General features: G+C 65.9%; 31 protein-coding genes and 1 pseudogene. 19 read left to right on the plus strand and 13 right to left on the minus strand.

The features are described from left to right. The first annotated feature begins 147 nt into the window (after positions 1-147). From QRN25_RS00175 to QRN25_RS00195, 5 genes are all read left to right on the plus strand, one after another. Complete coding sequence (locus QRN25_RS00175; protein ID WP_271180793.1) at positions 148-1,683, plus strand: peptide chain release factor 3; 1,536 nt, start codon at positions 148-150, stop codon at positions 1,681-1,683. A gap of 109 nt (positions 1,684-1,792) precedes the next feature. Next, positions 1,793-2,497 (plus strand): endonuclease/exonuclease/phosphatase family protein, encoded by a 705-nt coding sequence (locus tag QRN25_RS00180; RefSeq protein ID WP_285016634.1) that lies wholly within the window; start codon positions 1,793-1,795, stop codon positions 2,495-2,497. Positions 2,498-2,658: 161 nt separating this feature from the next. Then, positions 2,659-2,997, plus strand: a complete 339-nt coding sequence (locus QRN25_RS00185; protein WP_008832047.1) for a P-II family nitrogen regulator — start codon at positions 2,659-2,661, stop codon at positions 2,995-2,997. Positions 2,998-3,011: 14 nt separating this feature from the next. Next, positions 3,012-4,310, plus strand: coding sequence for an ammonium transporter (locus QRN25_RS00190; RefSeq protein ID WP_271180795.1), 1,299 nt, complete (start codon positions 3,012-3,014; stop codon positions 4,308-4,310). 178 nt (positions 4,311-4,488) lie between these two features. Continuing rightward, a complete protein-coding gene (locus QRN25_RS00195; protein ID WP_271180796.1) occupies positions 4,489-4,827 on the plus strand; it encodes a P-II family nitrogen regulator in 339 nt (112 codons plus the stop codon). Between the two features lie 48 nt (positions 4,828-4,875). Here the strand turns inward: QRN25_RS00195 and QRN25_RS00200 are convergent, their stop codons facing one another. Beyond that, positions 4,876-5,301, minus strand: coding sequence for a protein tyrosine phosphatase family protein (locus tag QRN25_RS00200; protein ID WP_271180797.1), 426 nt, complete (start codon positions 5,299-5,301; stop codon positions 4,876-4,878). A 285-nt stretch (positions 5,302-5,586) separates the two neighbouring features. Here QRN25_RS00200 and QRN25_RS00205 point away from each other — a divergent pair, with 285 nt between their 5' ends. From QRN25_RS00205 to queC, 6 genes are all read left to right on the plus strand, one after another. Continuing rightward, the gene (locus QRN25_RS00205; protein WP_285016645.1) at positions 5,587-6,381 is read left to right on the plus strand and encodes a cold-shock protein; all 795 of its coding nucleotides are present in this window, start codon (positions 5,587-5,589) and stop codon (positions 6,379-6,381) included. A 188-nt stretch (positions 6,382-6,569) separates the two neighbouring features. Next, on the plus strand, positions 6,570-7,760 hold the full coding sequence (locus QRN25_RS00210) for an aspartate aminotransferase family protein (protein ID WP_036529922.1): 1,191 nt from the start codon (positions 6,570-6,572) through the stop codon (positions 7,758-7,760). After that, positions 7,760-8,683, plus strand: coding sequence for an ornithine carbamoyltransferase (gene argF, locus QRN25_RS00215; protein ID WP_502910391.1), 924 nt, complete (start codon positions 7,760-7,762; stop codon positions 8,681-8,683). The genes QRN25_RS00210 and argF overlap by 1 nt, the downstream gene beginning before the upstream one ends. Then, positions 8,680-9,585 (plus strand): Hsp33 family molecular chaperone HslO, encoded by a 906-nt coding sequence (gene hslO, locus QRN25_RS00220; RefSeq protein ID WP_285016653.1) that lies wholly within the window; start codon positions 8,680-8,682, stop codon positions 9,583-9,585. The genes argF and hslO overlap by 4 nt, the downstream gene beginning before the upstream one ends. A 196-nt stretch (positions 9,586-9,781) precedes the next feature. Then, a complete protein-coding gene (locus QRN25_RS00225; RefSeq protein WP_008829064.1) occupies positions 9,782-10,093 on the plus strand; it encodes a DUF3617 domain-containing protein in 312 nt (103 codons plus the stop codon). A gap of 65 nt (positions 10,094-10,158) precedes the next feature. After that, complete coding sequence (gene queC / locus QRN25_RS00230; protein ID WP_285016658.1) at positions 10,159-10,866, plus strand: 7-cyano-7-deazaguanine synthase QueC; 708 nt, start codon at positions 10,159-10,161, stop codon at positions 10,864-10,866. 142 nt (positions 10,867-11,008) lie between these two features. Here the strand turns inward: queC and QRN25_RS00235 are convergent, their stop codons facing one another. The 9 genes and pseudogenes from QRN25_RS00235 to QRN25_RS00275 all read right to left on the minus strand — a co-directional run bounded on the left by QRN25_RS00235 (position 11,009) and on the right by QRN25_RS00275 (position 17,811). Continuing rightward, the gene (locus QRN25_RS00235; RefSeq protein WP_271180803.1) at positions 11,009-12,022 is read right to left on the minus strand and encodes an OmpA family protein; all 1,014 of its coding nucleotides are present in this window, start codon (positions 12,020-12,022) and stop codon (positions 11,009-11,011) included. 189 nt (positions 12,023-12,211) lie between these two features. Then, positions 12,212-12,670, minus strand: a complete 459-nt coding sequence (locus QRN25_RS00240) for a DUF2793 domain-containing protein (protein WP_285016662.1) — start codon at positions 12,668-12,670, stop codon at positions 12,212-12,214. A gap of 36 nt (positions 12,671-12,706) precedes the next feature. Beyond that, positions 12,707-13,441 (minus strand): GTA baseplate fiber-binding domain-containing protein, encoded by a 735-nt coding sequence (locus QRN25_RS00245; RefSeq protein WP_285016665.1) that lies wholly within the window; start codon positions 13,439-13,441, stop codon positions 12,707-12,709. 22 nt (positions 13,442-13,463) lie between these two features. Next, positions 13,464-13,904: pseudogene (locus QRN25_RS00250) on the minus strand (phage major capsid protein); the annotation flags it as partial. 34 nt (positions 13,905-13,938) lie between these two features. After that, positions 13,939-14,328: an HK97 family phage prohead protease gene (locus QRN25_RS00255; RefSeq protein WP_285016839.1), complete on the minus strand. Its 390-nt coding sequence runs from the start codon at positions 14,326-14,328 to the stop codon at positions 13,939-13,941. Beyond that, entirely contained in the window at positions 14,328-14,636 is a 309-nt protein-coding gene (locus QRN25_RS00260; RefSeq protein WP_285016668.1) for a DUF6127 family protein, read from the minus strand. Before QRN25_RS00260 ends, QRN25_RS00255 begins: the two co-directional genes overlap by 1 nt. Then, positions 14,633-15,781, minus strand: a complete 1,149-nt coding sequence (locus QRN25_RS00265; RefSeq protein ID WP_285016670.1) for a phage portal protein — start codon at positions 15,779-15,781, stop codon at positions 14,633-14,635. Before QRN25_RS00265 ends, QRN25_RS00260 begins: the two co-directional genes overlap by 4 nt. A gap of 217 nt (positions 15,782-15,998) precedes the next feature. Beyond that, on the minus strand, positions 15,999-17,309 hold the full coding sequence (locus QRN25_RS00270; RefSeq protein WP_285016673.1) for a DNA-packaging protein: 1,311 nt from the start codon (positions 17,307-17,309) through the stop codon (positions 15,999-16,001). Beyond that, positions 17,302-17,811 carry a hypothetical protein gene (locus QRN25_RS00275; RefSeq protein ID WP_271180813.1) on the minus strand — a complete coding sequence of 170 codons (510 nt, stop codon included), beginning with the start codon at positions 17,809-17,811 and terminating at the stop codon, positions 17,302-17,304. Before QRN25_RS00275 ends, QRN25_RS00270 begins: the two co-directional genes overlap by 8 nt. A 343-nt stretch (positions 17,812-18,154) precedes the next feature. On the opposite strand from QRN25_RS00275, the gene QRN25_RS00280 reads away from it, so the two are divergent. From QRN25_RS00280 to QRN25_RS00290, 3 genes are all read left to right on the plus strand, one after another. Then, on the plus strand, positions 18,155-18,790 hold the full coding sequence (locus QRN25_RS00280) for a YqaA family protein (protein WP_285016677.1): 636 nt from the start codon (positions 18,155-18,157) through the stop codon (positions 18,788-18,790). A gap of 127 nt (positions 18,791-18,917) precedes the next feature. Further along, positions 18,918-19,223, plus strand: a complete 306-nt coding sequence (locus QRN25_RS00285; protein ID WP_271180815.1) for an usg protein — start codon at positions 18,918-18,920, stop codon at positions 19,221-19,223. A 77-nt stretch (positions 19,224-19,300) separates the two neighbouring features. After that, positions 19,301-19,846, plus strand: a complete 546-nt coding sequence (locus QRN25_RS00290) for an NADPH-dependent FMN reductase (RefSeq protein ID WP_285016682.1) — start codon at positions 19,301-19,303, stop codon at positions 19,844-19,846. Positions 19,847-19,983: 137 nt separating this feature from the next. On the opposite strand, the gene spt is transcribed toward QRN25_RS00290, so the two are convergent. From spt to QRN25_RS00305, 3 genes are all read right to left on the minus strand, one after another. After that, the gene (gene spt, locus QRN25_RS00295; protein WP_285016685.1) at positions 19,984-21,192 is read right to left on the minus strand and encodes a serine palmitoyltransferase; all 1,209 of its coding nucleotides are present in this window, start codon (positions 21,190-21,192) and stop codon (positions 19,984-19,986) included. 6 nt (positions 21,193-21,198) lie between these two features. After that, positions 21,199-21,438 carry an acyl carrier protein gene (locus tag QRN25_RS00300; RefSeq protein ID WP_008827771.1) on the minus strand — a complete coding sequence of 80 codons (240 nt, stop codon included), beginning with the start codon at positions 21,436-21,438 and terminating at the stop codon, positions 21,199-21,201. An 88-nt stretch (positions 21,439-21,526) separates the two neighbouring features. Next, entirely contained in the window at positions 21,527-21,889 is a 363-nt protein-coding gene (locus QRN25_RS00305; protein WP_285016693.1) for a response regulator, read from the minus strand. A 126-nt stretch (positions 21,890-22,015) separates the two neighbouring features. Here QRN25_RS00305 and QRN25_RS00310 point away from each other — a divergent pair, with 126 nt between their 5' ends. From QRN25_RS00310 to QRN25_RS00330, 5 genes are read left to right on the plus strand one after another with little or no spacing between them, the layout of a single operon-like run. After that, positions 22,016-22,225: a DUF3572 family protein gene (locus tag QRN25_RS00310; RefSeq protein ID WP_502910392.1), complete on the plus strand. Its 210-nt coding sequence runs from the start codon at positions 22,016-22,018 to the stop codon at positions 22,223-22,225. Beyond that, positions 22,222-22,884 carry an HAD family hydrolase gene (locus QRN25_RS00315; protein WP_285016696.1) on the plus strand — a complete coding sequence of 221 codons (663 nt, stop codon included), beginning with the start codon at positions 22,222-22,224 and terminating at the stop codon, positions 22,882-22,884. Before QRN25_RS00310 ends, QRN25_RS00315 begins: the two co-directional genes overlap by 4 nt. After that, complete coding sequence (locus QRN25_RS00320) at positions 22,871-23,335, plus strand: RidA family protein (RefSeq protein WP_285016699.1); 465 nt, start codon at positions 22,871-22,873, stop codon at positions 23,333-23,335. The genes QRN25_RS00315 and QRN25_RS00320 overlap by 14 nt, the downstream gene beginning before the upstream one ends. Continuing rightward, positions 23,307-24,083, plus strand: coding sequence for a glycerophosphodiester phosphodiesterase family protein (locus tag QRN25_RS00325; protein ID WP_502910393.1), 777 nt, complete (start codon positions 23,307-23,309; stop codon positions 24,081-24,083). Before QRN25_RS00320 ends, QRN25_RS00325 begins: the two co-directional genes overlap by 29 nt. Further along, positions 24,080-25,216, plus strand: a complete 1,137-nt coding sequence (locus QRN25_RS00330; RefSeq protein ID WP_285016705.1) for a GNAT family N-acetyltransferase — start codon at positions 24,080-24,082, stop codon at positions 25,214-25,216. Before QRN25_RS00325 ends, QRN25_RS00330 begins: the two co-directional genes overlap by 4 nt. Position 25,217 lies beyond the last annotated feature (1 nt).

The following is a 25,217-nucleotide window of genomic DNA, read 5'->3' on the forward strand; positions in this document are numbered from 1 at the left end:
CTCTTGTCCTTGTGCAGACCGCCACGCCGCAGTCATGTTTATCCTTAGCGGATAGAGGCGACAGGCCAACCGTCATTGAGACCGTCTGCCGTCGGTGCTTTGGCGCCGGGACTTTCCTTCTTGGCCCTACGCAACTAAAGCGCGCCGATGAGCACTTCGCCCCACCAGTCCCGCCGTACTTTCGCGATCATCTCGCACCCTGACGCGGGCAAGACCACGCTGACCGAGAAGTTGCTGCTGCAGGGCGGCGCGATCCATCTCGCCGGTCAGGTCAAGGCGCGCGGCGCGGCGCGGCGTGCACGCTCGGACTGGATGAAGATCGAGCAGCAGCGCGGGATTTCCGTGACCAGTTCGGTGATGACCTTCGAGCGGGACGGGATCACCTTCAACCTGCTCGATACGCCGGGTCACGAGGACTTCTCGGAAGACACCTACCGCACGCTCACCGCGGTCGATTCGGCGATCATGGTGATCGACGCGGCCAAGGGTATCGAGCCGCAGACCCGCAAGCTGTTCGAGGTCTGCCGCCTGCGTTCGGTGCCGATCATCACCTTCATCAACAAGGTGGACCGCGAAGGCCGCGCCTGCTTCGACCTGCTCGACGAAGTGGCGGACATGCTGGCGCTCGACGTGTGCCCGATGTCCTGGCCGGTCGGCATGGGCGGCGTGTTCGAGGGCATCCTCGACCTCGCCAGCGGCGGCATCAGCCGCCCCGAGGGCGCCTCCAAGGAATTTCTCGGCAAGATCGACAAGGGTGCGGCGCTGCCGGAGGCCGTCGCAGAGGAACTGGAACTGGCGCAGGCCGGCTATCCGGAATTCAACGTCGAAGCCTACCGCGCGGGCGACCTGACGCCGGTGTACTTCGGCTCGGCGCTCAAGAATTTCGGCGTCATGGAACTGATCGACGCGATCTCGCGCCATGCTCCTCCGCCGCGCCCGCAGCCCTCGGACCAGGGCACGATCGAGCCTGACAACAAGGAAGTGACCGGCTTCATCTTCAAGGTGCAGGCCAACATGGACCCCATGCACCGCGACCGCATCGCCTTCATGCGGCTCGTTTCGGGCACCTTCAAGCGCGGCATGAAGCTGACGCCCTCGGGCCTCGGCAAGCCGATCGCGGTGCACTCGCCGATCCTGTTCTTCGCACAGGACCGCGAGATTGCGGACAATGCGGAGCCCGGCGACATCATCGGCATCCCCAACCACGGCACCTTGCGCGTGGGCGATACGCTGTCCGAGAAGAACGACGTGCGCTTCGTCGGCCTGCCCAACTTCGCGCCGGAAATCCTGCGCCGCGTTGCGCTCAAGGACCCCACCAAGACCAAGCAGTTGCGCAAGGCGCTCGACGACTTGTCGGAAGAGGGCGTCATTCAGGTGTTCTACCCGGAGATCGGCTCGCAGTGGATCGTCGGCGTCGTCGGCCAGCTGCAGCTCGACGTGCTGATCAGCCGTCTGGAGGCCGAGTACAAGGTCGAGGCTGTTTTGGAAGGCTCGCCGTTCGACACCGCCCGCTGGCTGAAGGGCGATGACAAGGCGCTCAGGGATTTCGCTGATTTCAACAAGATGAACCTCGCCAAGGACCGGGACGGCGATCCTGTGTTCATGGCTCGCTCGGCCTGGGATGTCGGCTATCAGCAGGAGCGCAACCCCGAACTGACTTTCAGCGCTACCAAGGAACGCTGAGAGGCACACAATGGCACTCAACGGCACCTAACCGCACCACAATGGTGCGTGAAGGAACCTGACGGCGTTCCGGCGGATTGCTACACAGGCCACCCGCCGGAGCCGTTTCTTGCAGATCACTTTCGCCAGCTACAACATCCACAAGGCCGTCGGCCTCGACCGGCGGCGCGATCCCGAGCGCATCCTCACCGTGCTCAAGGAGATCGACGCCGACGTAGTCGCGCTGCAGGAAGTCGATCGCCGCTACGGCCGCCGCATGGCCGTGTTGCCGCTCGAGGCGATTCATGCCGCGACCGATTACGTCGCCGTCCCCATGTCGATGAAGCCCGACAGTCTGGGCTGGCATGGCAACGCGATCCTCGTGCGCAAGGGCATCGATCTCGTCGAGGCGGCGCCGGTGCCGCTGCCGGTGCTGGAGCCGCGCGGCGCGGTGCGGGCCGACCTCATGATGGAGGGCCGGCGCCTGCGGGTGGTGGGCATGCATCTCGACCTTTCCGGCATCCGGCGGCGGCATCAGGTCCGCTCGGTGCTGTCGCACTGCGCCGAATGCGCCGAGCGTGTGCCCACCGTGATGATGGGCGACCTCAATGAATGGGCGCAGCGGGGCGGCTGCCTTCGGGAGTTCGGTGCGGGCTGGCAGGTGCTGGCGCCGGGCCGCAGCTTTCCATCGCGGCGACCGATGGCGTTGCTCGACCGGATCATCGTGTCCACCGAGTGGGAAGTCCTGGGAACCCGTGTGCACCACAGTCCGTTGTCGGCGATAGGGTCTGACCATCTGCCCGTCTTTGCCTCGCTCGCGTTGCCTAAAATTTAGGCAACTGCCCATGAATCGAGCGGCGCGGCGTGCTCCTTGCGCGACCTGCGGTTTATCCGCCTGTTGAATCGGCACCGATTCTTGCCAGTTGGTAAATTGGCATGCCCCTTGCTTAGTCTCGGTTAACCGGCGCTGGGGCCGGTTGCTAACAGGGGATAGGCATGAAGTTCATCATAGCCATCATCAAGCCCTTCAAGCTGGACGAGGTTCGCGAGGCCCTTGGGGGTATCGGCGTCGCGGGCATGACCGTCTCGGAAGTGAAGGGCTTCGGCCGCCAGAAGGGTCAGACGGAGATCTACCGCGGCGCCGAATATTCGACCAACATGCTGCCCAAGGTGAAGATCGAGGTCGCCGCGCCTGACGATCTGGCGCCCAAGATCGTCGAGACGATCCAGCAGGTCGCAAGCACCGAGGCCATCGGTGATGGCAAGATCTTCGTCCTCGACCTCGCTTCGGCCGTGCGCATCCGCACCGGCGAGGCTGGCGACACCGCGCTCTGAGGGGAGCTTTCATGATGAACCGCAAGATTTTCGGTGGAATTGGTGCGACACTCACGTCGCTTGCCGTCTCCACCGCCGCCTTCGCACAGGACGCGACGCCGACTGTCGACAAGGGCGACACCGCCTGGATGATGACCTCGACCGTCCTCGTCTTCCTGATGATCCTCCCCGGCCTCGCGCTGTTCTACGGCGGCCTGACCCGCTCGAAGAACATGCTCTCCACGATGACGCAGATCGGCGCCGCGGCTTCGCTCGCCATGCTCATCTGGGTCATGTACGGTTACTCGATGGCCTTCGGTGAGGGCGGCAACGCCTTCGTCGCCGGCTTCGGCAAGGCGTTCCTCGCGGGCGTCACCCCCGATTCGGTCTCGGGCACCATTCCCGAATACGTCTTCGCCTGCTTCCAGATGACTTTCGCCGCGATCACCGTCGCGCTGGTCCTGGGTTCCACGGTCGAGCGTATCAAGTTCTCGGCGGTCATGGTCTTCGCTGCCGTGTGGCTGACGATCGTGTACTTCCCGATCGCGCACATGGTGTGGGCACCGACCGGCTACTTCTTCGGCCTCGGCGCGCTCGACTATGCGGGCGGCACCGTCGTGCACATCAACGCCGGTGTCTCGGCGCTGGTCGCCGCGATCATCCTCGGCAAGCGCAAGGGCTTCCCGGCCGAGCCGATGCCGCCGCACTCGCTGACGCTCACCATGGTCGGCACCGGCCTGCTGTGGGTGGGCTGGTTCGGCTTCAACGCCGGTTCGGCGCTCTCGGCCAACGGCGCGGCTTCGCTCGCCATGATCAACACCTTCGTCGCCACCGCTTCGGCCGGTTTGTTCTGGATGCTCGCAGAGCGTCTGGCCGGTCACAAGGGTTCGGCCCTGGGCTTCTGCTCGGGCGTCGTCGCCGGTCTCGTTGCGGTCACCCCGGCTGCCGGCAACTCGGGCCCGTTCGGCGCGATCGTGCTGGGCGCCGTGGCTTCGATCATCTGCTTCTTCGCGGTCAGCAAGCTCAAGCCGATGCTCGGCTATGACGACGCGCTCGACGCATTCGGCGTCCACGGCATCGGCGGCATCGTCGGCGCCATCGGCACCGGCATCGTCTATGCCCCGTCGCTTGGCGGCCCCGGCAAGGCGGACTTCGCCATCGGTACGCAACTGGTGATCCAGATCGAGGCGGTCCTCGCCACCGTGGTCCTCGCGACCGTCGGCACCGTGATCGCGATCTTCATCGCCAAGGCAGTCACCGGCCTGCGCGTCACTCCCGAAGTCGAAGCCGACGGCCTCGACATCGGCGAGCATGGCGAGCGCGCCTACAACTAAGAATCTCCAGTTTGGCGGCGGCGGGAACTTCCTCCTCTCCTCCCTCCCGTCGTCGCCAACCGATGTTCCTCCTGCGAACACAACCTTCAAAGGGCCGGAGCCAGCCGCTCCGGCCCCTTTTTTATGCATGCGACTTGTGGGATGCTGTTTCAGCGGGGTGACGAGTGGGGGAACGCGCATGAAGTACGTCACGGCCATCATCAAGCCGTTCAAGTTCACCGAAGTGAAGGAGGCGCTGGCTGCTTCCGGCGTGTCCGGCCTGACGGTTTCGGAAGTCAGCGGGCACGGCCGCCAGAAAGGGCAGACCGAAGTTTATCGCGGCGCCGAATATACCTCGAGCATGTTGCCCAAGCTGCGGCTTGAGATCGCGGTGACGGACGAGATGGCGCCGCGCATCGTCGAGATCATCCGCGCGCACGCCAACAACGACGAGATCGGCGATGGCAAGATCTTCGTGTTTCCGCTCGACCGCGCCGTGCGAATCCGCACTGGCGAACAGGGTGACGACGCGCTCTAGTTGTTGGTAGGGCCTTGATCATGGCCCGTTCGTGCGGACGTATTCGGCTTATCGTCCGGCGGACAGCATCTCGATCAACTGGCGCACCGGGCTCACGTCATAACCCGCACCGGCTGCCTTCGAGGCGATCACCGCCGGGCTGTCACCGGCCTTGGCGCGGGCCAGCGCCCACAGCAGTGTCGACCGCGTGCCCGAGCGGCAATAGGCGAGCACCGGCCCCTCGATGTCGAGCGCTTGTTCCATCGCATCGACCTGTGCCTGGCTGAACCCGGCATGAGTCACGGGAATCGCGACGTAGTCGATACCCGCTTCCCGGGCTGCGGCCTCGATGGCGTCGCCGGGGGTCTGGTCCTCGCTCTCGCCTTCGGGGCGGTTGTTGACGATGCGGACGATTCCGAGCGCCTTGGCCTCCGCAACCATGGCGGCGTCGATCTGCGGGCTGGCGAAGACGGTCTCGGTAATCTGACGGAACATCTGCGCATTCTCCCGTAGTGGAGCGGCCGGGCGGTGCCGGAAACCGGCCTTCAAGACGCTTCGGAGCGTTGAGGCAAGCCCATTCGTCGCTTAAAAACCGCTAATTCGTCGTGAAGCACTGCAAACACCTCGCATTTCCGTTCGCCATCGCGTTTGGAGTCGTGTAAGAGTCATGTTCGCAGGAGAGGGTCGGGCCTTAGCCCGGCCGCTTGCCTGACGTTTGGCGTGGATCGTCCGCCCGCCTGACGAATACTTCTGGGGCGCAGCGAAGGTACGCTAGTAGACATGGGTTTTGATAGAGGTCGTCGCGGAAGGGGACGCGACAATAAGCGGGGCGGAGAAGACGAGTTCGATCCGTTCTACGCTGGTGGCGGAGATCGCTTCGGCGGCGGTGATCGCGGCGGCTTCGGCGGCGGCGGCTTCGGTGGCGGCGACCGTTTCGGCGGTGGTGGCGGCTTCGGCGGCGGTGATCGCGGCGGCTTCGGCGGCGGCGGTGGCGGCTTCGGCGGTGGCAACCGTGGCGGCGGCTTTGGCGGCGGCGGTGGCGGCGGCTTTGCTGGTCGCGGCGGCGGCGGCGGTGGCGGCATGCCCGCGCAGGTCGTCGGCCAGGGCAAGGGCGTCGTGAAGTTCTTTAACGCAGCCAAGGGCTTCGGCTTCATCCAGCGCGACGAAGGCGGCGACGATGTGTTCGTGCACATCAGCTCGGTCGAGCGCGCCGGCCTCGAAGGTCTGGCCGAAGGCCAGCAGCTCGAATTCCAGCTCGTCGATCGCGGTGGCAAGGTATCGGCAACCGACCTCGTGGTCGTTGGCGATGTGATCCCCGTCGCCAAGCGCGAGCCGGCGCCGCAGCGCCAGCTCACCGGCGAGAAGGCCACCGGCACTGTCAAGTTCTTCAACTCCATGAAGGGCTTCGGCTTCATCACCCGTGATGACGGCCAGCCGGACGCATTCGTGCACATCAGTGCGGTTGAGCGCTCGGGCATGTCCGGTCTCAACGAAGGCGATCAGGTTGAGTTCGACATCGAGGTCGATCGACGAGGCAAGTACTCGGCGGTCAACCTGCAGCCGCGTCAGGGTTGATCCTGCCTGCACTCCTCCGGGCCAGAACTCCTTAAGGACGTTTGACCCGGAGGCTGCAAACATCTAAACGCGCGCAAATGGCGGTCCGGTAGGGCCGCCATTTGTCGTTTGCGATCTTCAAAGCGAGATTTCTCTAAGGCCCGCCAAGACCCGCGTTCTGGGGGCTCGATTCTGCAAGGAATGCCGACATGTCCATTACCCCGCTGATGCCCGTATATCCCCGGTGCGGCGTGCGTCCCGTTCGCGGCGAACACTGCCATCTCATCAGCGAGGACGGTCGCCGTTTCCTCGACTTCGCCAGCGGCATCGCGGTGAACGCGCTCGGCCATTCGCATCCCGGCCTCGTCGGCGCGATCCAGAAGCAGGCCGAGACGCTGATGCACGTCTCCAACCTCTATGGCAGTCCGCAGGGTGAGGCCGTGGCGAAGCGTCTCGTCGACCTGACGTTCGCGGACACGGTGTTCTTCACCAATTCGGGCGCCGAGGCGGTAGAGTGCGCGATGAAGACCGCGCGCGCCTATCACCAGTCGGTCGGCAACGACCAGAAGTACGAGCTGATCACCTTCAACCAGGCTTTCCACGGCCGCACGATGGCCACGATCAGCGCTTCCAGCCAGGAGAAGATGCACAAGGGCTTCCTGCCCCTGCTGCCCGGCTTCAAGTACGTCGAATTCAACGATCTGGAGGCTGCGAAGGCTGCGATCGGTCCGAACACGGCGGGCTTCATGGTCGAGCCGATCCAGGGTGAAGGCGGCATCCGCATCGCCACCGACGAATTCCTGCAGGGCCTGCGCGCGCTGTGCGACGAGCATGACCTCATGCTGATCCTCGACGAAGTGCAGAGCGGCGTCGGCCGCGCCGGGACTTTCTTCGCCTATGAGCAGTACGGCATCGAGCCGGACATCATGGCGACCGCCAAGGGCATCGGCGGCGGCTTCCCGGTCGGCGCCTGCCTCGCCACCGAGAAGGCGGCGCGCGGCATGGTCGCGGGCACGCATGGCTCGACGTACGGCGGCAACCCCTTCGCCATGGCGGCGATCGGCGCGATCCTCGACGTGATCCCGGACGAGGCCTTCCTCGCGGACGTGCGCGCCAAGGGCGAGCGGATCAAGGCCCGCCTCGAACAGTTCATCGGCAACTATCCCGATCTCTTCGAACTGGTGCGCGGGCGCGGCCTGTTCATCGGCCTCAAGATGAAGGTCGAGCCGCGCGCTTTCGTGGCGCACATGCGCGACAATCACGGGCTGCTCACCGTCTCGGCGGGCGACAACGTGGTGCGCGTGCTGCCCCCGCTCGTCATCGATGACAGCCACATCGACGAGTTCATGGAAAAGCTCTCCGCCGCAGCGGCGGACTACAAGATCGAAGCGAGCGTGTGATGAAGGATTTCCTGAGTCTGTCCGATGCGGGCGGTGATACTCTCGCCGCCATGATCAACGACGCGATCGACCGGAAGGCGGCGCGTGCGGGCTGGGCCAAGGGCCGTGCCGACGCCGATGCGCCGCTTGCCGGGCACACGCTCGCGATGATCTTCGAGAAGAACTCCACCCGCACCCGCGTCTCGTTCGACATGGCGATGCGCCAGCTTGGCGGCTCGGCGCTGATCCTGGAGGCAGGTTCCACGCAGATCGGTCGCGGCGAATCGATCGCTGACACCGCCCGCGTTCTCAGCCGCATGGTCGACGCGATCATGATTCGCACCGACGACCACGCCAAGATCGAGGAACTGGCGCATTACGCCGACGTCCCCGTCATCAACGGCCTGACCGACCTGTCGCACCCGTGCCAGATCGTCGCCGACCTGCTGACGATCGTGGAGCACGGCCATGCGCTGCCTGGCCTCCAGCTCGCGTGGCTGGGCGACGGCAACAATGTCGCCAACTCGCTGATCGAGGCGGCGGGGCTGATGAAGTTCACCATCCGCATCGGCGGCCCGGCGGGCTACGAGCCGGACGCCGGTTTCATCGCGCGCTGCCGCGAGGCCGGGGGCGAAGTCATCCTCACCAACGACCCGCGCAAGGCTGTGGCTGGGGCGCAGGTCGTGGTCACCGACACCTGGGTCTCGATGGGCCAGCCGGGCGGCGACGTGCATATCGCCGCGATGCAGCCCTACCAGGTCAATGCCGCGTTGATGGCCGCCGCCCGCCCCGAGGCGACCTTCCTCCACTGCCTGCCCGCGCACCGCAATGAGGAAGTGACCGACGAGGTCATGGACGGTCCGCAGTCGGCGGTGTGGGACGAAGCCGAGAACCGCATCCACGGTCAGAAGTCGGTCCTGCTCTGGGCGCTGGGCAAGCTGTGATCGAAGACGACCTGCTGCGCGACGATACCGGCTTCGACCGGGTGCTCGCCTTCACTGTGCCCGCGCGCCACGTGCGCGGGCGCATGGTGCGGCTTGGCCCGGTGCTTGAGACGGTGCTTTCGGCGCACGACTATCCCAAGGTGGTCAAGCATGTGCTGGCCGAGGCGCTGGTGCTGACGGCGCTGATGGGTTCGCTGCTCAAGGACGAGAACGCCCAGCTGACGTTCCAGGCGCAGGCCGAGGGCGGCGCGGTGGACCTGCTGGTCTGCGACTATCGCGACGGGGAACTGCGCGGCTACTTGCGCCACGATCCCGCGATGGTCGTGGCGCTGGAGGAGGACTGCTCGCTCGAGACGATGTTTGGCAAGGGCTTCCTGGCGATCACCTTCGATCTGGCGACAAGCGGTGAACGCTATCAGGGCATCGTACCGCTGGAGGGCGCGTCGCTGGCGCATGCCTGCGAGAGCTATTTCGCGCAGTCGGAGCAGCTGCCGACGCTGATCCGTATCGCGGTCCGCTCGAACGGGCCGCGCTGCGTGGCGGGCGGCATGCTCGTGCAGCACTTCCCCGACGGCGAGGAAGGCCGTGAACGCCTGCACGTCAAGGAAGACCATCCGGACTGGGAGCATGTCGCGATCCTGTCGGGAACGGTGCAGGCCGCCGAACTGGTCGATCCGGTGCTGACGCTGGAGGAACTGGCGTGGCGCCTGTTCCACGAGGAAAGCGAAGTGCGCGTCGAGCCGCTGCTGCCGCTGAGCCGTGGCTGCCGTTGCACTGTCGAGCATTATCTCTCGATTCTGTCCAAGTTCCCCGAGGATCAGCTGGAGGACATGCGCGACGACGATGGGCACATCCCGGTCGATTGCGCGTTCTGTTCCAAGGTTCTGCGCGTCCCGGCCTGAGTAGCACAAGCGAGCGTCATACTCTCGCCACACCTATGGGTGACTTGAAATCCGGGGCGCCCCTGCCGATGTTGTAAGCGGCGGGACGTTTTCAGGGTGCGACGGAATGTTTTCGAAGTCTTCTCTTGTGGTTTTTGGGCTAGTGGCCTGCGTTGCGGCTGCGCTGCCGGCTTATGCGCAGCAGCAGTCTCTGGGCATGCTCGATGCACTGGCGCACGGAGGCTGGGAACTGCGCGAGCGCGGTGGTCCGGTGCGCAACATCTGCCTCGACAGTGGACGTCGGCTGATCCAGCTGCGCCATCCGGGCGCGCCGTGCAGCACCGTCGTGGTCGAGGACAAGGCCGATCAGGTCACCGTGCAGTACACCTGTCGCGGACAGGGCTATGGCCGCACTCAGATCCGGCGCGAGACCGATGGCCTGGTGCAGATAGATAGCCAGGGCATCGTCAACGGCCTGCCTTTCGCGTTTTCCGCCGAAGGGCGGCGCACCGGCGATTGCCGCAGCTGAGTCTGCCGAAGACCTTGCGCATTTGATCGTTGTCGTCGCGGCGTCAGGGGCGTAGCGGGGCAGTCATGCATGAAGAGACAACCCCGCAGCCGGGCTCGGCTGCTCCGCAAGCCGTGGTGCTGCTTTCCGGCGGCCTCGATTCCATGGTCTGTGCCGGTATCGCGCGTGAACGCGGCTTTGCGGTCAATGCGCTGACCATCGACTACAACCAGCGGCACCGGCGCGAACTGGACGCGGCGGCCGAGATCGCCAGCTTCGTCGGGGCGCAGCGCCATGTCGTGCTGCCGCTCGATCTGCGGCGCTTCGGCGGCTCGGCGCTGACCGCCGACATCGCCGTGCCCAAGGACGGTGTCGGCGAGGACATTCCGGTCACTTACGTGCCCGCGCGCAACCTCGTGTTCCTGTCGCTGACGCTGGCCTGGGCGGAGGCGATCGGCGCCAACGACATCTTCATCGGCGTCAACGCGCTGGACTACTCGGGCTACCCCGATTGCCGCCCCGAATTCATCTCGGCATTCGAGAACATCGCCACGCTGGCGACCAAGGCCGGGGATGAGGGGCAGACGCTGCGCATCCATGCGCCGCTCCAGTTCATGAGCAAGGCTGACATCGCCCGGGAGACGGACCGTCTGGGGCTCAATCCCGGCATGAGCTGGTCGTGCTACGACCCCCAGCCTGACGGGCGTGCTTGTGGTCTGTGCGACAGTTGCCGCCTGCGCAAGGGTGGCTTCGAGGAAGCCGGGCTCACCGATCCGACGCCTTACGCGGCCTGATCTTCAAGCCCCGTACAAAAGAAAGCCCGGCGAGCGATCTTGCCGGGCTTTTTCGTGTCTGGAAGGCGGCTCGCGTAACGCGGGCAAAAGAAAAGGGGGCCGGATTGCTCCGACCCCCCGATCTTGTGCCGTTGCCGGTCGCTTACATGCCCGAACCCGGACCGTAAGTGATTTCGACGCGACGGTTCTGAAGCTCGCGCACGCCGTCCGCAGTCGGAACGCGCGGGTTGGCTTCACCGAACGCCTGGCTCGAGATCGAGCCGTCGGGGATGCCGTGGCTGGTCAGGTACGAACGGACCGAAGCGTTACGACGCTCCGACAGGCCCATGTTGTACTTCGGCGTACCCGAACGGTCGGTGTAGCCGGCCAGCATGATCGGCACGCTGTCGCAGTTCGCGTAGGCGCTGACGGCGCTGTCGAGAATGGTCGAAGCTTCCGGCGTGATGTCCGACTTATCCCAGTCGAAGAACACGATGTACGGACCCTTGTTGCAGACCGGAGCCGGCGGCGGGGGCGGAGGCGGCGGCGGCGGGGGCGGCGGCGGGGGCGGCGGGGGCGGCGGCGGAGCAGCCGGTTCGCCGAAGTTGTACGCCAGGGTGCCGAGCAGCGAGTGCGAACGCCAGCGGGTGCTGATGTTCTCGCCGGCCGGGCCGACCAGGTCGACGTTCGACACGTTCATGAAGCGATACTTCAGACCCACATCCCAGTGCGAGCTGATCGGAGCACGGATGCCCGCGATTGCCTGCCATGCGAAGCCGCTGTCCGAATCGTCGATCACGTCAGCGTGGACGCGAGCGACACCGGCACCGCCGCCGACGAAGCCCTGAAGGCCGTCGTCCGGACCGAAGTCCAGAAGGCCGTTGACCATGAACGACAGGTTGCTGACGTCAGCACCGCCGGAGTTCTTGATCGCAGCCTGGCGATAGCTGGCTTCGGTTTCGAGACGGAACGGACCGAAGTCGTAACCGAGCACGCCGCCGCCGTCGAAGCCCTTCTTGAAGTCGATCGTGGTGCTGGTACCGTCGACGACAGTGTCAGCGTCTTCGACGATCATGCCGCCGAAATCGAGTTCAAGATACCACGACTTGTCGCGCGCCAGCGCGGGAGTGGCGAAGGCGGTCGAAGCCAGCGCCAGTCCAAGGACGAGTTTCCTCATACGTTTCCCCTACAAAGAGATTTGGAGCCACCGAGTGCGAGAGTGTCTAACCCCTTGGCTTTACGTGTGCAAGCGCACATTAAACGCGACTGTTGCAAATTTGTCGCGTTTGCGGGGGCTTGGGAGGTGGTTGCGCCCTCACTATCCAGAATCTGCAACACCCCTGAAACCCCTGTTTCCTTGCACCCGTCAATCCGAAGGTAGAATACCCAAGGCTTGGAGAGCCGAGACCAGATCGCTGATCGCGGTCCGAGCCTCCCCATCAACACTCGTCCCTCCAAGTGGTTCCACGGGGAGCGAAGCTTTTCTCCAGAAACCGAAAAACAGCATCTCGGCGCCGCGTGATGCATCGAAAACGCGTAAGCCGTCGCGAGGTGTGACGAACGCCCAGCCTGCGCCGCGACGCAACGCAACGGAGTCTTCTTGGCCCGCCCACGCGCCGATTGCGTCCTGAGCAACTATCCAGGCGTCGTTTTCTACGGGGTTTTCCGGTGGAGCGTCTGCTTCGCCGAGCACCAGGCAGTGCATCAATGCATCACTCAGCATGAGAGCTTCGTTGACGAAGATCTCTTTCTGCGCCTGACCGGCATGAAGCAGGGGGAGGGCGAAACGCGGGCTGGCATCGGCGAAATTCAGCTGTTCGGGCATGGAGGTTCTCCGTGAGGTCGATCGGGGAGCAGCGGTTCAGGCCAGGGGGGCGAGCGAAAGGGGAAGCGAGAGCGCATGCGTACCCTGTTGACGAACTTGGAACATCGCGCCGGCTTTGGAGGAATAACGGGCGAGGACTGCCGCCTCGATGCGGATTTCCGGTGTTTCGGTCGTCCAAAAAGCTATGGGAGCATCGAGCGGCCCGAGGGTCACGAGGTAGCGTTCGGCCTCTTCGACGAGTGGCACGTCCACGCCATCCCGCCATGACCAGCCGCCGCGTGCCCGGCGCGCCCACGTGAACGTCCATGAACCGTCGGTCGAGATGATACGCCGGCCATGGGCGGGTGAAAGCGGGCGCAGGGTGATGCCTGCGAGATGGACTGGGGAAGCCACCGGTTCGGCATCCTCGCGCCCGAGGGCAAAGACCTGCCGGTTTGGAGAGGAGCCGAGCATTCCTGTATCGACAGCAGCCAGTCCGGAAACCATCATTACGAATGCCTCTCCTTCAGCATGGGACGCGATGGCGTGTTCGGTGCCGCCACGGCCGCGCAGCAGGCCTTCGAGCCGCCAGCGCCCTTGGCCGAGCGGCGTCGCGAACAGGAACTGGACGATTTCCTCGCCGACGAGCGCCAGGTTCGCACCCTCGCCGAGAAGGGACGTATCGATGCTCGCCAGTTGCATAGCTGGATCGATGAGCTGGACTTCAAGCTGGCTGCCGCGATCGAGGAGCAGTGGATCGCAGGGGGGCAGGGTCGACAATGCCGCGCCCATGACTGCTCGCGTTCGGCCACTGGCGCGTCGCGGTCTCGCTCACCCAGCCCGAGGCGGCGGGGCCAGTGGTGATGAGCTTGCGGTAGCCCGCCGTGCTGGTCTGCACGACCTGCGCGATCGCGCGGATCGGGCTGATGTTCTTGAGGCGGGCCGAGATCAGCGCGTCGATCTCACGCGGGACGGCATAGCCGCCGTCGGCCAGGGCCGCGCCGGAGAGCGACTTGAGTTCCGTCTCGCGGCCCGAGCGCAGGTAGCCCTGCACGAAGCTCTTCACTTCCAGCGAGGGCGCGGCGCCCATGCCCTCGATCAGCGGCCGCGAGGCAGCGCGCGAGACGCGGTCGAGGCGAGCCTTCACGTCGTCGACGTCGGTGCGAAGCGCGGTGACGGCGGCGTCGGTGGCATCCTGGCGCGCGACCAGGTCGAACGAGGCGTCGATCGCCTCGACGGGAGCAGTGGATTCCATGGGGTAGGCACCTTTCTGTAGTGGGGAACTTGATTCAGGCGATGAGATGCACCCGCGCGCCGTGCTGCATCGGGTGGGTGACGAGGCTCACCTCGAACAGCTCCACGTCGAGCAGTTCGCGGCCCGCATCGGAGCGGCGGCTGGCGCGGGCGCGGTAGCCGAACGAGAGGCCGGTGACCGAGCCGCGCTTGAGGGCAAGGCCCGCCGCGCCGTCCGGGTTGTCGATAGCGGCGACCACGCGCAGGCCGCGCGCGTCCTCGGCGGCGGTTTCGACCCAGCCGATGCGCAGATCCGGGCGGTGCTGCCAGTAGAGCGGGATCGGATCGCGGCGCTCGGCCAGCGAGCGGGCGAAGGCGCCCGCGCGGATGGTGTCGCGCCCGGCGTCGGGCTGGCCGAACAGGGCGGCGTAACCGGCGAAACGCATCATCGCAGCAGCTCCGTCGCACCCAGCCGCACGGTCAGGCCCAGCAGCAGCAGGGCGAGGGCGCCGCGCATGACCCAGCTGAGCACCGTGCGGCGCGCGCTCGACTTGGCGTCGCGCCAGGCCTGCAGCAGTTCGCGCAGTTCGCTGACGTCCTGCGGGGCGGTGGCGTCGCCCAGGCCGATGCGCGCGAGCATGCGTTTCGCGCCCAGTTCGCTCGCCTCCTCCACCACCGCGCGCAGGGTGACGAGGTCGCTCCCCTCGGAGGCTGCCTGCGCAAGCAGTCCGGCCAGCATATCGTTGGAGTTCATGATTTGTTCCCTTCTTCAAGGCCCAGAAGGCGGCGCTTCTCGGACGGGCCGAGGAAATCGGCGGCGCTCACCTGCGACCATAGCCGCTCGCGGTCCTCGGCCAGCGCGGGGACGCGGTCGAGGTCGATCGCGAGCGCAGCACCGGGGAACCACGGGGCAAGGCCCTCGCCCAGCGCGGCGAAGATCTTTGACGCCAGCGGCAGCAGGGTAAGCCGCCACAAGGCGCGGTTGGCCTCGCGGTAATTGTTGTAGGTCGCATCGCCCGGCAGGCCGAGCAGCATCGGCGGCACCCCGAAGGCGAGCGCGATATCCCGGGCAGCAGCGGCCTTGAGGGTGGCGAAGTCCATGTCGGCGGGGGTCATCGCCATCGCCTGCCAACTGAGTCCGCCCTCCAGCAGCATCGGCCGCCCGGCGTTCGCCATCCCGGCATAGGCAGCGGTGAGCTCGGCCTTGAGGCGGTCGAACTGCTCAGCCGTCAACGCGGCGCCGTCCGGGCCTTCGTAGACCAGCGCGCCTGAGGGCCGCGCCGCGTTCTCCAGCAACTGCCGGTTCCACGCCGAGGCCGCGTTGTGCGTGGCCACCGCCTCGTCCGCCGCGCACAGGCACCCGGCGCCGTAGTGATCGTCGCCCGGATGAAAGTGGCGGATGTGGATCATGTTGGGCGAGGCATCCTCGTCCAGCAGCGGGATCGACAGGCGCCGCCCCGCGACTTCATAGGCATAGGCGGCAGGCCAGCCGTCCTCGCCCGCGACCACGCTGACCCGCTCGGGCCGCAGCGCGAACAGTTCGACCGGGCGACCGCGCGCGTCCTTCATGACCTGCACATAGGCATTGCCATGAAGCAGCAGCTGCGAGGCGAGCGTCTCCAGCAGCGACTGCCCGGCGCTGGTGTCGGTGACGAGCGCGGCCAGCACCGCATCGGTCTTCAGCAAAGGAGCACCGCCGATTCCCTCGGCCACCAACCGCACAGCACGCTGGGCGACCGGGTTTTCGAGATAGGCACGGCGTACCGCGTGATTGTAGTCGAACGGAGTACGCTCGCCGCCACACTGGTTGAAGAACCACGGCGATGCCGATCCGCGCGCGAGCACAGGTCGGTCACTTGCGCCTTTGAAAGCGGCGACGAGCGATTCGAGGAAGGACACGGGAGAGGGTTCCTTTCGAAGAGGGAAATCAGGGAAGGGAAGTCCTGGGGCCATTGCCCCAGACCCCGGAACTGTCGTCGTCGTGCGCGTAGCGGCCTCAGCCCAGATGGCGCCGCAGGCTATGTCTCCCGGCTCACGGTGGGCGCGGGACGAGGCGGCGCGCGGAACCTCGACGGTAATGGGGGTGCAGGGGGGCTATGCTCCCCTGCGTTTTTCTTCAGGCAATTCGCACTTTCGGATCTGAAACCTTCCCGAGCATCAGTTCGCTCAAGGCCCAGACCAGAGCGTCGGCCCGGTCGGGAGAGCGCCCCGGTCCCTGATAGCCGCCGCCTGCCAGCAGCCCGCACATCTGGTCTTCCAGTGCCGCGAAAGTCCCGGTGTGGCGGACCCGGCCTGCTTCGTACAAGGCCGCGACCGGTTCGGCCCGTGCCGCCTTGCCCCGGCTGGCGTGCACCAGCTTGAGCGGCAGCGACACTTGCGCCGCACGCAGCACCGAGGCGACCATCGCGCCGCCCTGGTTCGCTTCGGCGACGACGCGGTCGGCGTTCCAGGCTTCGGCGGTGGCGGCCACGGTGCGGGCCCAGCGTTCCGGCCCGGCTTTCTCGACCGAGGCATCGGCGAGGACGTGCGCGGTGCCGTCCGCCGCAAGCCCGGCGACGACGATGCCGCAGGCGTCTCCCCCGGCCGAAGCGGGGGGATCGACGGCCACGACCACACGCATCAGTTCGGGCGCGGCGTCGACGCGGCAGGTTTCCAGCAAGGCGCGCGACCACAGCGCGCCTTCGACGTCGGCGATGAGTTCGCCGTCCAGTTCCTGCCTTCCGAGCAGGGTGCCGCCGTACGTCCCGCGCATCGCGTCGAGGAATTGCGCGGGCAGGTTGGCGGCGTTGTCGAACGTGCTGCCCTGCGTCACCGTGACGCGCTCGGCCGCGATCAGCCGTGTCACCAGCGGTACGCTGCGCGGCGTGGTGGTGGCGACCACGCGGCAGTCGGTGCCGAGGCGCAGGCCCATCATCAGGTTGTCCCATGCGCTCGTGGCGCGGGCGGAGGCGTTGTCCCACTTGGCGATCTCGTCGCACCACGCATGGCTGTGCTGGGGGCCGCGCAGCGATTCGGGCTCGGCGGCGGAATAGAGCGTGGCCTGCGCGCCGTTCGGCCATGTGAGGCGGCGCAGCGAGGGCTCGAACACCGGCCGCCGCCACGGCGCACCGACATTGAGCAGCCCGCTCTCGCCCTCGACCATGACGGCGCGGGCTTCGGTGAGGTTTGCGGCGACGAGGGCGATGCGCGCGGTGGGCTCGGCCTCGGCGATCGAGGAGGTCCATTCGGCGCCGCATCGGGTCTTGCCGAAGCCGCGCCCGGCCATGACCAGCCATAAGCGCCAGTCGCTTGCGGGCGGTCGTTGTTCAGGGCGCGCCCAGACATTCCAGTGCCACGTCCATTCGCGGCGATGCTCCGGATCGAGCGCGGCGATATGCGCCTCGATCTCGGCTTCGGTCGCCTCGCGCAGCCAGTCGTAATCAGCCATTCGCGGCGTCCTTCGTCTCCGCGCTGCGGCGGGCGACGACCTGGCGGCGCAGCTGTTCCAGCTTGGCGTCGATGGCGGCGCGCACGACCGCGACGTCTTCGTTTTCACGCATTGCCCTTTCGCGCGCCACGTTCTCGCGGTGGAGGCCGAGCAGGCGCAGGGCATTGGCGTTGTCGAACTTGACCGCGCCATCCTTGGCCTCGCCGAAGCGCAGGCGGTAGAGCACTTCGAGTTCGAGGTTCTGGTAGCCTTCGAGCAGCGCGGTCTGCCACTTGCGGGCGAACTCCGGGTCCAGCCGGCGCACCTTGTAGGCACGGCTGGGGTGAGCACCGGCGATGGCGGCCGCGGCGGTGACGTTCGAGGTTTCGGCCAGCGCGGCAAGGAAATACTTGCGCCAGTGCTTGTTGAGGTCGCCCTCTTCCTCTTCCATTAATGCGGCGCTGATCTTGGTTCGCGGACGGCGCGTCTTCGCGCCGGGCGAAGCCTGCTTCGGCTCGACCATGGGGGGGATCCTGTACTGGAGAGGCGGGCACGTCCGCGAACCGGAGAGAGCGGCGGGACGACTCGGGGGTGTCTGCGTTGTTCCTGTTATGTACCCAAATGGTGGAACAATGTCAACAAAAATAACCAAATTGGTTTTCGTGTTGATGCTTGCCGCGATGCAGCGCGGCTTCTAGATCACGATAACTTTACCGCGAACTCGTCATTGCGAGCGAAGCGAAGCAATCAAGGGCGTTCTGCACTGCCCTTGATTGCTTCGCTTCGCTCGCAATGACGAGGGGTGGTTGGATCCTATCATCGCGCCCTGATCAGGGTGCCGACTGTCTCCCGGGGGGAATTCTCGAATGCTGCGCGGCCTCTACGAATGGACCATGGCCAAGGCCTCGCACCGCCATGCCGGCTGGTGGCTGGCCGCTTTCGCCTTCATGGAGGCGAGCTTTTTCCCTGTCCCGCCGCACCCGCTGCTGGGCCTGATGTGCCTGGCCGAGCCGAAGAAGGCGATTCGCTATGCCGCGATCGCCACGGTGGCATCGGTGGCGGGCGGATTGCTGGGCTATGCGATCGGCCACTTCGCCTATGCCGCTTTCGGCGAAGCGCTGCTGCACGCGCTGCACTTGTCGGAGAGCTTCCCCAAGGCCGCCTGCTATCTACGCGATTACGGCGCCGAGATCATCATCGTGAAGGGCGCGACGCCGATCCCGTTCAAGCTGCTGACGATCACGGCGGGCTTCATCGGCATGAACCTGCTGGTGTTCGTGGGTGCCTCGATCGTCTCGCGCTCGATCAGTTTCATGATCGTGGGCGTGCTGTTCCGCCTGTTCGGTGCGCCGATCAAGGCGGTGATCGACAAGCATCTGGGCAAGGTGACGGTGGGCTTCGTGGTGCTGATCATCGCCGGGTTCCTCGCCGTCTCGCTGCTCGGCGGCGGATCGAAGGAAACGACGGAGAAGTGCGCTTCGGCGGTGGCGCAGACGGTCTGAGAGGCACACGTCGCCGGCGGCCCATCATCTCCGGAATTTTCCGCCCTTCGCAGTGACTTGACGGCTGTAACCATTGTGTCATCCTCTCCGTGCTGCACCACAAGGTAGCGGTGCCGGAAGGAGGGCTATGGCTGGTCTACCGGTTGGAGCATCGTCGGATTTCCGCGCTTCCGCGGATTTCCTCAGGCAGCTTGAGGGCTATGGCCTCACGACTGTCGAGATCCACTATTTCCTGCCCGACCATCCCCGGTTCCTGCAGCTCTTCGCTTTCCAGCAATACGACGTGGCGCCGCGCTTTCCGGTGCTGCGCGATTTCCTCGACTATTGGACGCGCGAGATCGAGGGGCCGCTTCATTCGGTACGGATCGCCCACAATCATCTGATCGGGCCGCAGGAATGGCGCGCGGTGGACGGGATCATCTCGATCCACTGACCGACAGGCCACTGACGGGGTCTTGCTCCTGACATGCTGCGGGTGGATACCCGGCGCATCCGCAAGAGGAGACAGCCATGTCCAAGATCGCCGTCGTCGTCGGCAGCCTGCGCGCCGAATCGTTCAACCGCAAGCTGGCCGAGGCGCTGATCCGCCTGCCCGCCGCCGAGGGGCATGATTTCACCTTCGCCGACATTGGCGCGCTGCCGCTCTACGATCAGGACGACGACGATGACCAGGCCGAAAGCGTCAAGGCGTTGAAGGCGCTGATTTCGGGTTCGGACGGGGTGATGTTCGTGACGCCCGAATACAACCGCTCGATGCCGGGCGTACTCAAGAACGCGATCGACAATGCCTCGCGGCCTTATGGGCAGAGCGCCTGGGCGGGCAAGCCTGCGGGTGTGATCGGCGTGTCGGTGGGCGCGATCGGGACGGCGCTGGCGCAGCAGCACTTGCGCAACGTGCTGGCCTATCTCGACATGCCGACGCTCGGCGCGCCCGAGGCGTTCCTGCAGTGGAAGGACGGGCTGCTGAACGAGGACGGCACCGTGGGCGCGCAGTCGGCCGATTTCCTCGGCGGCTGGATGGCGGCTTTCCTGAACTACGTGGCCATCCATAGTTGACGCAGTTCCTCCCCGAGCTTGCTCGGGGAGGGGGAGCACTCGAAGAGTGGTGGAGGGGGAGAGGCGAGGCGATTCCCCCTCCGTCAGCCCTGACGGGCTGCCACCTCCCCGAGCAAAGCTCGGGGAGGAATGCGAGGTCAGATGATCCCCACCGCAGTCCCGGCGCGGGTGAACATGCCGATGATCTGCTGGACCTGCTCTGCCGAATGCTCGGCGCAGAGCGAGCAGCGCAGGAGGGTCATGTTCGCGGGCGTCGCCGGCGGGCGCGCGAGGTTCACGTAGAGGCCCTCGTGCAGCAGCGCTTCCCACATCATCGCGCCGCGCTCCAGATCGGGCATGATGACCGAGATGATCGCGCTCTGCGGTTCGGTGGTGCCGAGCTGGAAGCCCGCGTCGGTCAGGCCCTTGTGCAGCGTGCGCGAGCTGTCCCACAGATGGGCGCGCTTGTCGGCGGCGGTCATCAGCTTGCGGATCGAGGTGGTCGCGGTGGCGACGACGCTCGGGGGCAGGCTGGCGGTGAACACGTAGGGGCGGCAAACCAGGCGCATGATCTCGAACTTGGGGTGGTTCGAGACGCAGAAGCCGCCGACGGTGCCGACCGACTTGGAGAACGTACCGATGACGAAGTCGACGTCGTCGAGGCAGCCCTGCTCTTCGGCCACGCCGCGCCCGTTGGGGCCGATGAAGCCCATCGAGTGCGCCTCGTCGACCAGCACCATGGCGCCGTACTTCTTGGCGACCGCGATCATCTCCTTGAGCGGGGCGATATCGCCCAGCATCGAGTAGACGCCCTCGAGGATCACCAGCTTGCCGGCGCCCTCGGGAATGCGCTTCAGGCGCTTTTCCATCGCCTCGATGTCGTTGTGCTTGAAGGGCACGACTTCGGCGTCGCCCATCTTGCAGCCGTCCCAGATCGAGGCGTGGCTGTCGATGTCGAGGACGATGTAATCGCCCTTGCCGGCGATGGTCGAGATGATCCCGAGGTTGGCCTGGTAGCCGGTCGAGAACACCATAGCGTGGTCCATGGCGTAGAAGTCGCAAAGCGCCTCTTCTACCGCCTTATGGCCCGCGTAGGTGCCGTTGAGTACCCGGCTGCCGGTGGTGCCCGAGCCGAAGTCGTCGAGCGCCTGCTTGCCCGCCGCGATCACGTCGGGGTCGAAGGTCATGCCCATGTAGTTGTAAGTGCCCAGCAAAATCGTCTCGCGCCCGTTGCACAGGGCAACGGTGGGGGAGATCACCTTCTCCATGACCAGTCCGAACGGATCGGTCACGCCGGTGGCCAGAAGGTCGCTCCGCATCTTGATGAGCGGGTCAAACTTGCTGAAAAGATCAGTAGTATCAGACATTTGCAATCAGCCCTTGAGCTTGACCACGGCATCGACGAGCTGGCCGTAGTTCTCGATCTCGGCCTGGGCATTCATCGAGATGATGATGTCGAACTCGTCCTCGATGGCGGCGACGAAGTCCATCACCGTCAGGCTGTCGAATTCCAGGTCGTCGGTGAAACGGGTGGCATCGGTCACTTCGACGCCCTTCTTGTTGAAGGGCTCGATCAGCGCGGCGATGCGGGCCGAAGTCTCTGCGCGGTCCATGGGTATCTAACTCCGAAAGCGTCGGGCGGCTCTCTGGCCGGGAATTGCGGCGCAAAAGCGGCGCGGGTGTAACATGTCAAGGGCGCGCTTACAGCAGCGCCCGTACCGCCTGCATGAACGGGCCGATCGAAACCGGCTTCGCCAGATAGCCTTCGGCGCCTGCCTCGCGGATGCGTTCCTCGTCGCCCTTGCCGGCGTAAGCGGTCACCGCGAGTACGGGAATCGTGCGCAGGACGGGGTCCTTCTTCGCCGCCTCGATCAGGTCCAGCCCCGAGACATTGGGCAGCTGGATGTCCATGATCACGAGATTCGGCACGGATTGCCGCGCCTTGTCGAGCGCGTCGAGGCCATCGGCGCACGGCTCCACCGCGTAGCCCTGACTGCGAAGCACGTCGCAAAACAGCTTCCGGTTGAGATCGTTGTCCTCGACAACGAGGATTCGCTTTGCCATTCGACGCCCTGATGACCATCTGGGGTAATACACCCCGTCTATTCCGTCCGAGTGAGACTGACAATTCTTCGAGAGCCCTCATCCCCATCCGATCCGCAGGCGCTGGCCCTGAATGCCCTCGGCTGGGTGCTGAGCGATCAGGACCGTGCCGAGCGTTTCCTCTCGCTCACCGGCCTGACGCCGGAGGAACTGCGCGCCTCGCTGGGTGAGCCCTCCACGCTGGGTGCGGTGCTGGATTTCCTGTGCGCGCACGAGCCGGACCTGCTGGGCGCGGCCGACGCGCTGGGCGTCCAGCCCGAGATGCTGGTTGCCGCACAAAGGAAGCTGGGCGCATGACAAAACCGCTGCTCATCACCGACTGCGACGAAGTGCTGCTCCACATGATCAAGCACTTCCGCGACTGGCTGGCCGAGGAAGAAGGCGTCCACTTCGACATCGAGAACGGCGAGTTCTACAAGTCGATGCGCCGGATCGGCAGCGACACGCCGCTGGAACAGGCGGAGATGTGGACGCTGCTCAACGGCTTCTTCGATTCGCAGATGCACCGCCAGACGCCGATCGAAGGCGCCGTCGATGCGATCGCCGCGATCCGCGAGCACGCCGACGTGGTGGTCCTCACCAACCTCATGGATTTCCGCCGCGAGGCGCGCGAGGCGCAGCTGATCGAACACGGCATGCCGCTGCGCGTCTTCACCAACCAGGGGCCGAAAGGCCCGGCGCTCCAGGCGATCCTCGACGAGTACCGGCCCAGCCGTGCGGTCTTCATCGACGACCTGTCGCAGCATCACGGGTCGGTCTTCGAGGTTTCCCCCCAAGTTCGCCGACTGCACCTGTGCGGTGAACCGAAGATCGCCCCCAACATCAAGTGCGCTCTCCAGCTCGGCCACGCCCACGCGCGGATCGATGACTGGAAGACCGCGCTCCCCTGGCTGCTGACCAATCTTACGGCCCCCAGCCTGACCCGCGAAGAAGAGGATTTCCATGAGCAAGATTGATGACCGTCTCGCCGAACTCGGCCTGACCCTGCCGGAAGCGGCTGCCCCGGTTGCGGCCTACGTCGCCGTGGTCGAGACGGGTGGTCTGGCTCACGTTTCCGGTCAGCTGCCCTTCGTCGACGGCAAGCTCGTCACCGGCCGTCTGGGCGAGGATGTCTCCATCGAGGCGGGCACCGAGGCGGCACAGGCCTGCGGCGTGATGATCCTGGCGCAGCTGAAAGCCGCGCTCGGCTCGCTCGACCGGGTGGAGCGGATCGTCAAGCTGGGCGGTTTCGTCAATTCCACCGGCGACTTCACCGACCAGCCCAAGGTCATCAACGGCGCCTCCGAGCTGATGGTCGCGGTCTTCGGCGATGCGGGCAAGCATGCGCGCAGCGCGGTCGGCGTGCCGGTGCTGCCGCTGGGCGCCGCCGTCGAAGTGGATGCCATCGTTGCCGTTCGCCCTGCTTGATCGCTGGCGTGCACCTGCACCCGATCCGCGCAAGGTCGCGTGGATCGGGGCGCAGGACTATGCCCATCGGGGGCTACACGGCAGCGGCGTGCCGGAAAACTCGCGCGCGGCCTTCGCCAAGGCCATCGCGGCAGGCAACGGCATCGAACTGGACGTGCAGCGTTCCGGCGATGGGCAACCGGTCGTCTTCCATGACGATACGCTCGATCGCCTGACCGGCGAGAGCGGCCCCACCGAGCGCCGCAGCGCGGCGCAGCTGGGCACCATAACTTTGACGGGCACGGCAGAGACCATTCCGACCCTGCGGCAGGTTCTGGCGCAAGTCGGCGGCAAGGTCCCGGTACTCATCGAGATCAAGTCCGACCGCAAGGTCCGCATCGCCGCGCTGTGCCTGGCGGTGCGCCGGGTGCTGGAGGGTTATACCGGTCATCACGCAGTCATGAGCTTCGACCCGCGCGTATCCCGCTGGTACTGGCGCCATTCGCCGCATACCGTGCGCGGCCTCATCGTTTCCGAGGGCGAGGACCGGGCGCTGCCCGGCAAGATCCGCCGCCGCCTGTCGCTGTGGCATGCCCGGCCCGATTTCCTCGCCTACGACGTGCGGGATCTGCCGAGCCGTTTCGCTGCCGCGCAGCGCGGCCGGGGCCTCCCCGTCGCGACCTGGACCGTGCGCGAGCCCGAGCACGACGAGCGCGCCGCCGCTTACGCCGATGCGGCCATTTTCGAGATTCGCGAAGGGGACGCGTGAGCGAGGGCGCCTTCACCGCCCGCCTGCTCGGCGCCGTGGGCGATCTGCCCGCCGATCAGTGGGATGCGTTGACTGATGGGGCGAATCCCTTCGTCGCTCACGCCTTCCTCACTGCGATGGAGGAATCGGGCAGCGTCGGCGGCCGCAGCGGCTGGACGCCATTACCGCTGGTGATCGACGGTCCTGACGGCAGCCTCGCCGCCGCGCTTCCGGCCTACCTGAAGGAGCACTCGCAGGGCGAGTACGTCTTCGACCATGCCTGGGCCGATGCCTGGCACCGGGCCGGCGGCTCGTACTATCCCAAGCTGCAGATTGCGGTACCTTTCACCCCGGCCACCGGCCCGCGCCTGCTGACACCGCATCCCGAACTCATGCTGCCGCTACTGCGCGCGGCGGAGACTCTGTGCCGTGACAATGGCCTCTCCTCCGCCCACGCGACCTTCATCGAACCGGCGCAGGTCCCCGTGTTCCAGAACGCCGGATGGCTGCTGCGCGAGGACATTCAGTTTCATTGGGAGAATCGCGGCTACGCGACTTTCGACGATTTCCTCGGGCAACTGTCGTCGCGCAAGCGCAAGGATCTGCGCAAGGAACGGGAGAAAGCGCAGGAGGGCGTCGAGATTCGCGCTCTGTCAGGCGAGGAGATCACCGAGGCGCACTGGGAAGCGTTCTGGGATTTCTACCAGGACACAGGCGCGCGCAAATGGGGACGCCCCTATCTTACGCGCGAGGCGTTCAGCCTGCTGGGCGAGACGATGGCCGATCGCATCCTGATGGTGCTGGCCTTCCTAGACGGGCACCCGGTGGCGGGCGCGCTGAACTTCATCGGCGAGGAGGCGCTGTACGGACGCTACTGGGGCGCCGTCGTCGACAAGCCGTTCTTGCACTTCGAACTGTGCTACTATCAGGCGATCGATGCCGCGATCCGGCTGGGCCTGGGCCGTGTCGAAGCGGGCGCGCAGGGCGGGCACAAGCTGGCGCGAGGATACGAGCCGGTGCGCACGATCTCGGCGCACTACATCGTCCATGATGGCCTGCGGGCCGCGATTGCCGACTATCTCGAGCAGGAGCGGGCAGGGATCGCCACCGACCAGCTCCGGCTAGGCGTTCATTCGCCCTTCCGCAAGGCCTAGC

This window comes from Novosphingobium sp. fls2-241-R2A-195 (assembly GCF_030209485.1).
GTDB classification, from domain to species: Bacteria; Pseudomonadota; Alphaproteobacteria; order Sphingomonadales; family Sphingomonadaceae; genus Novosphingobium; species Novosphingobium resinovorum.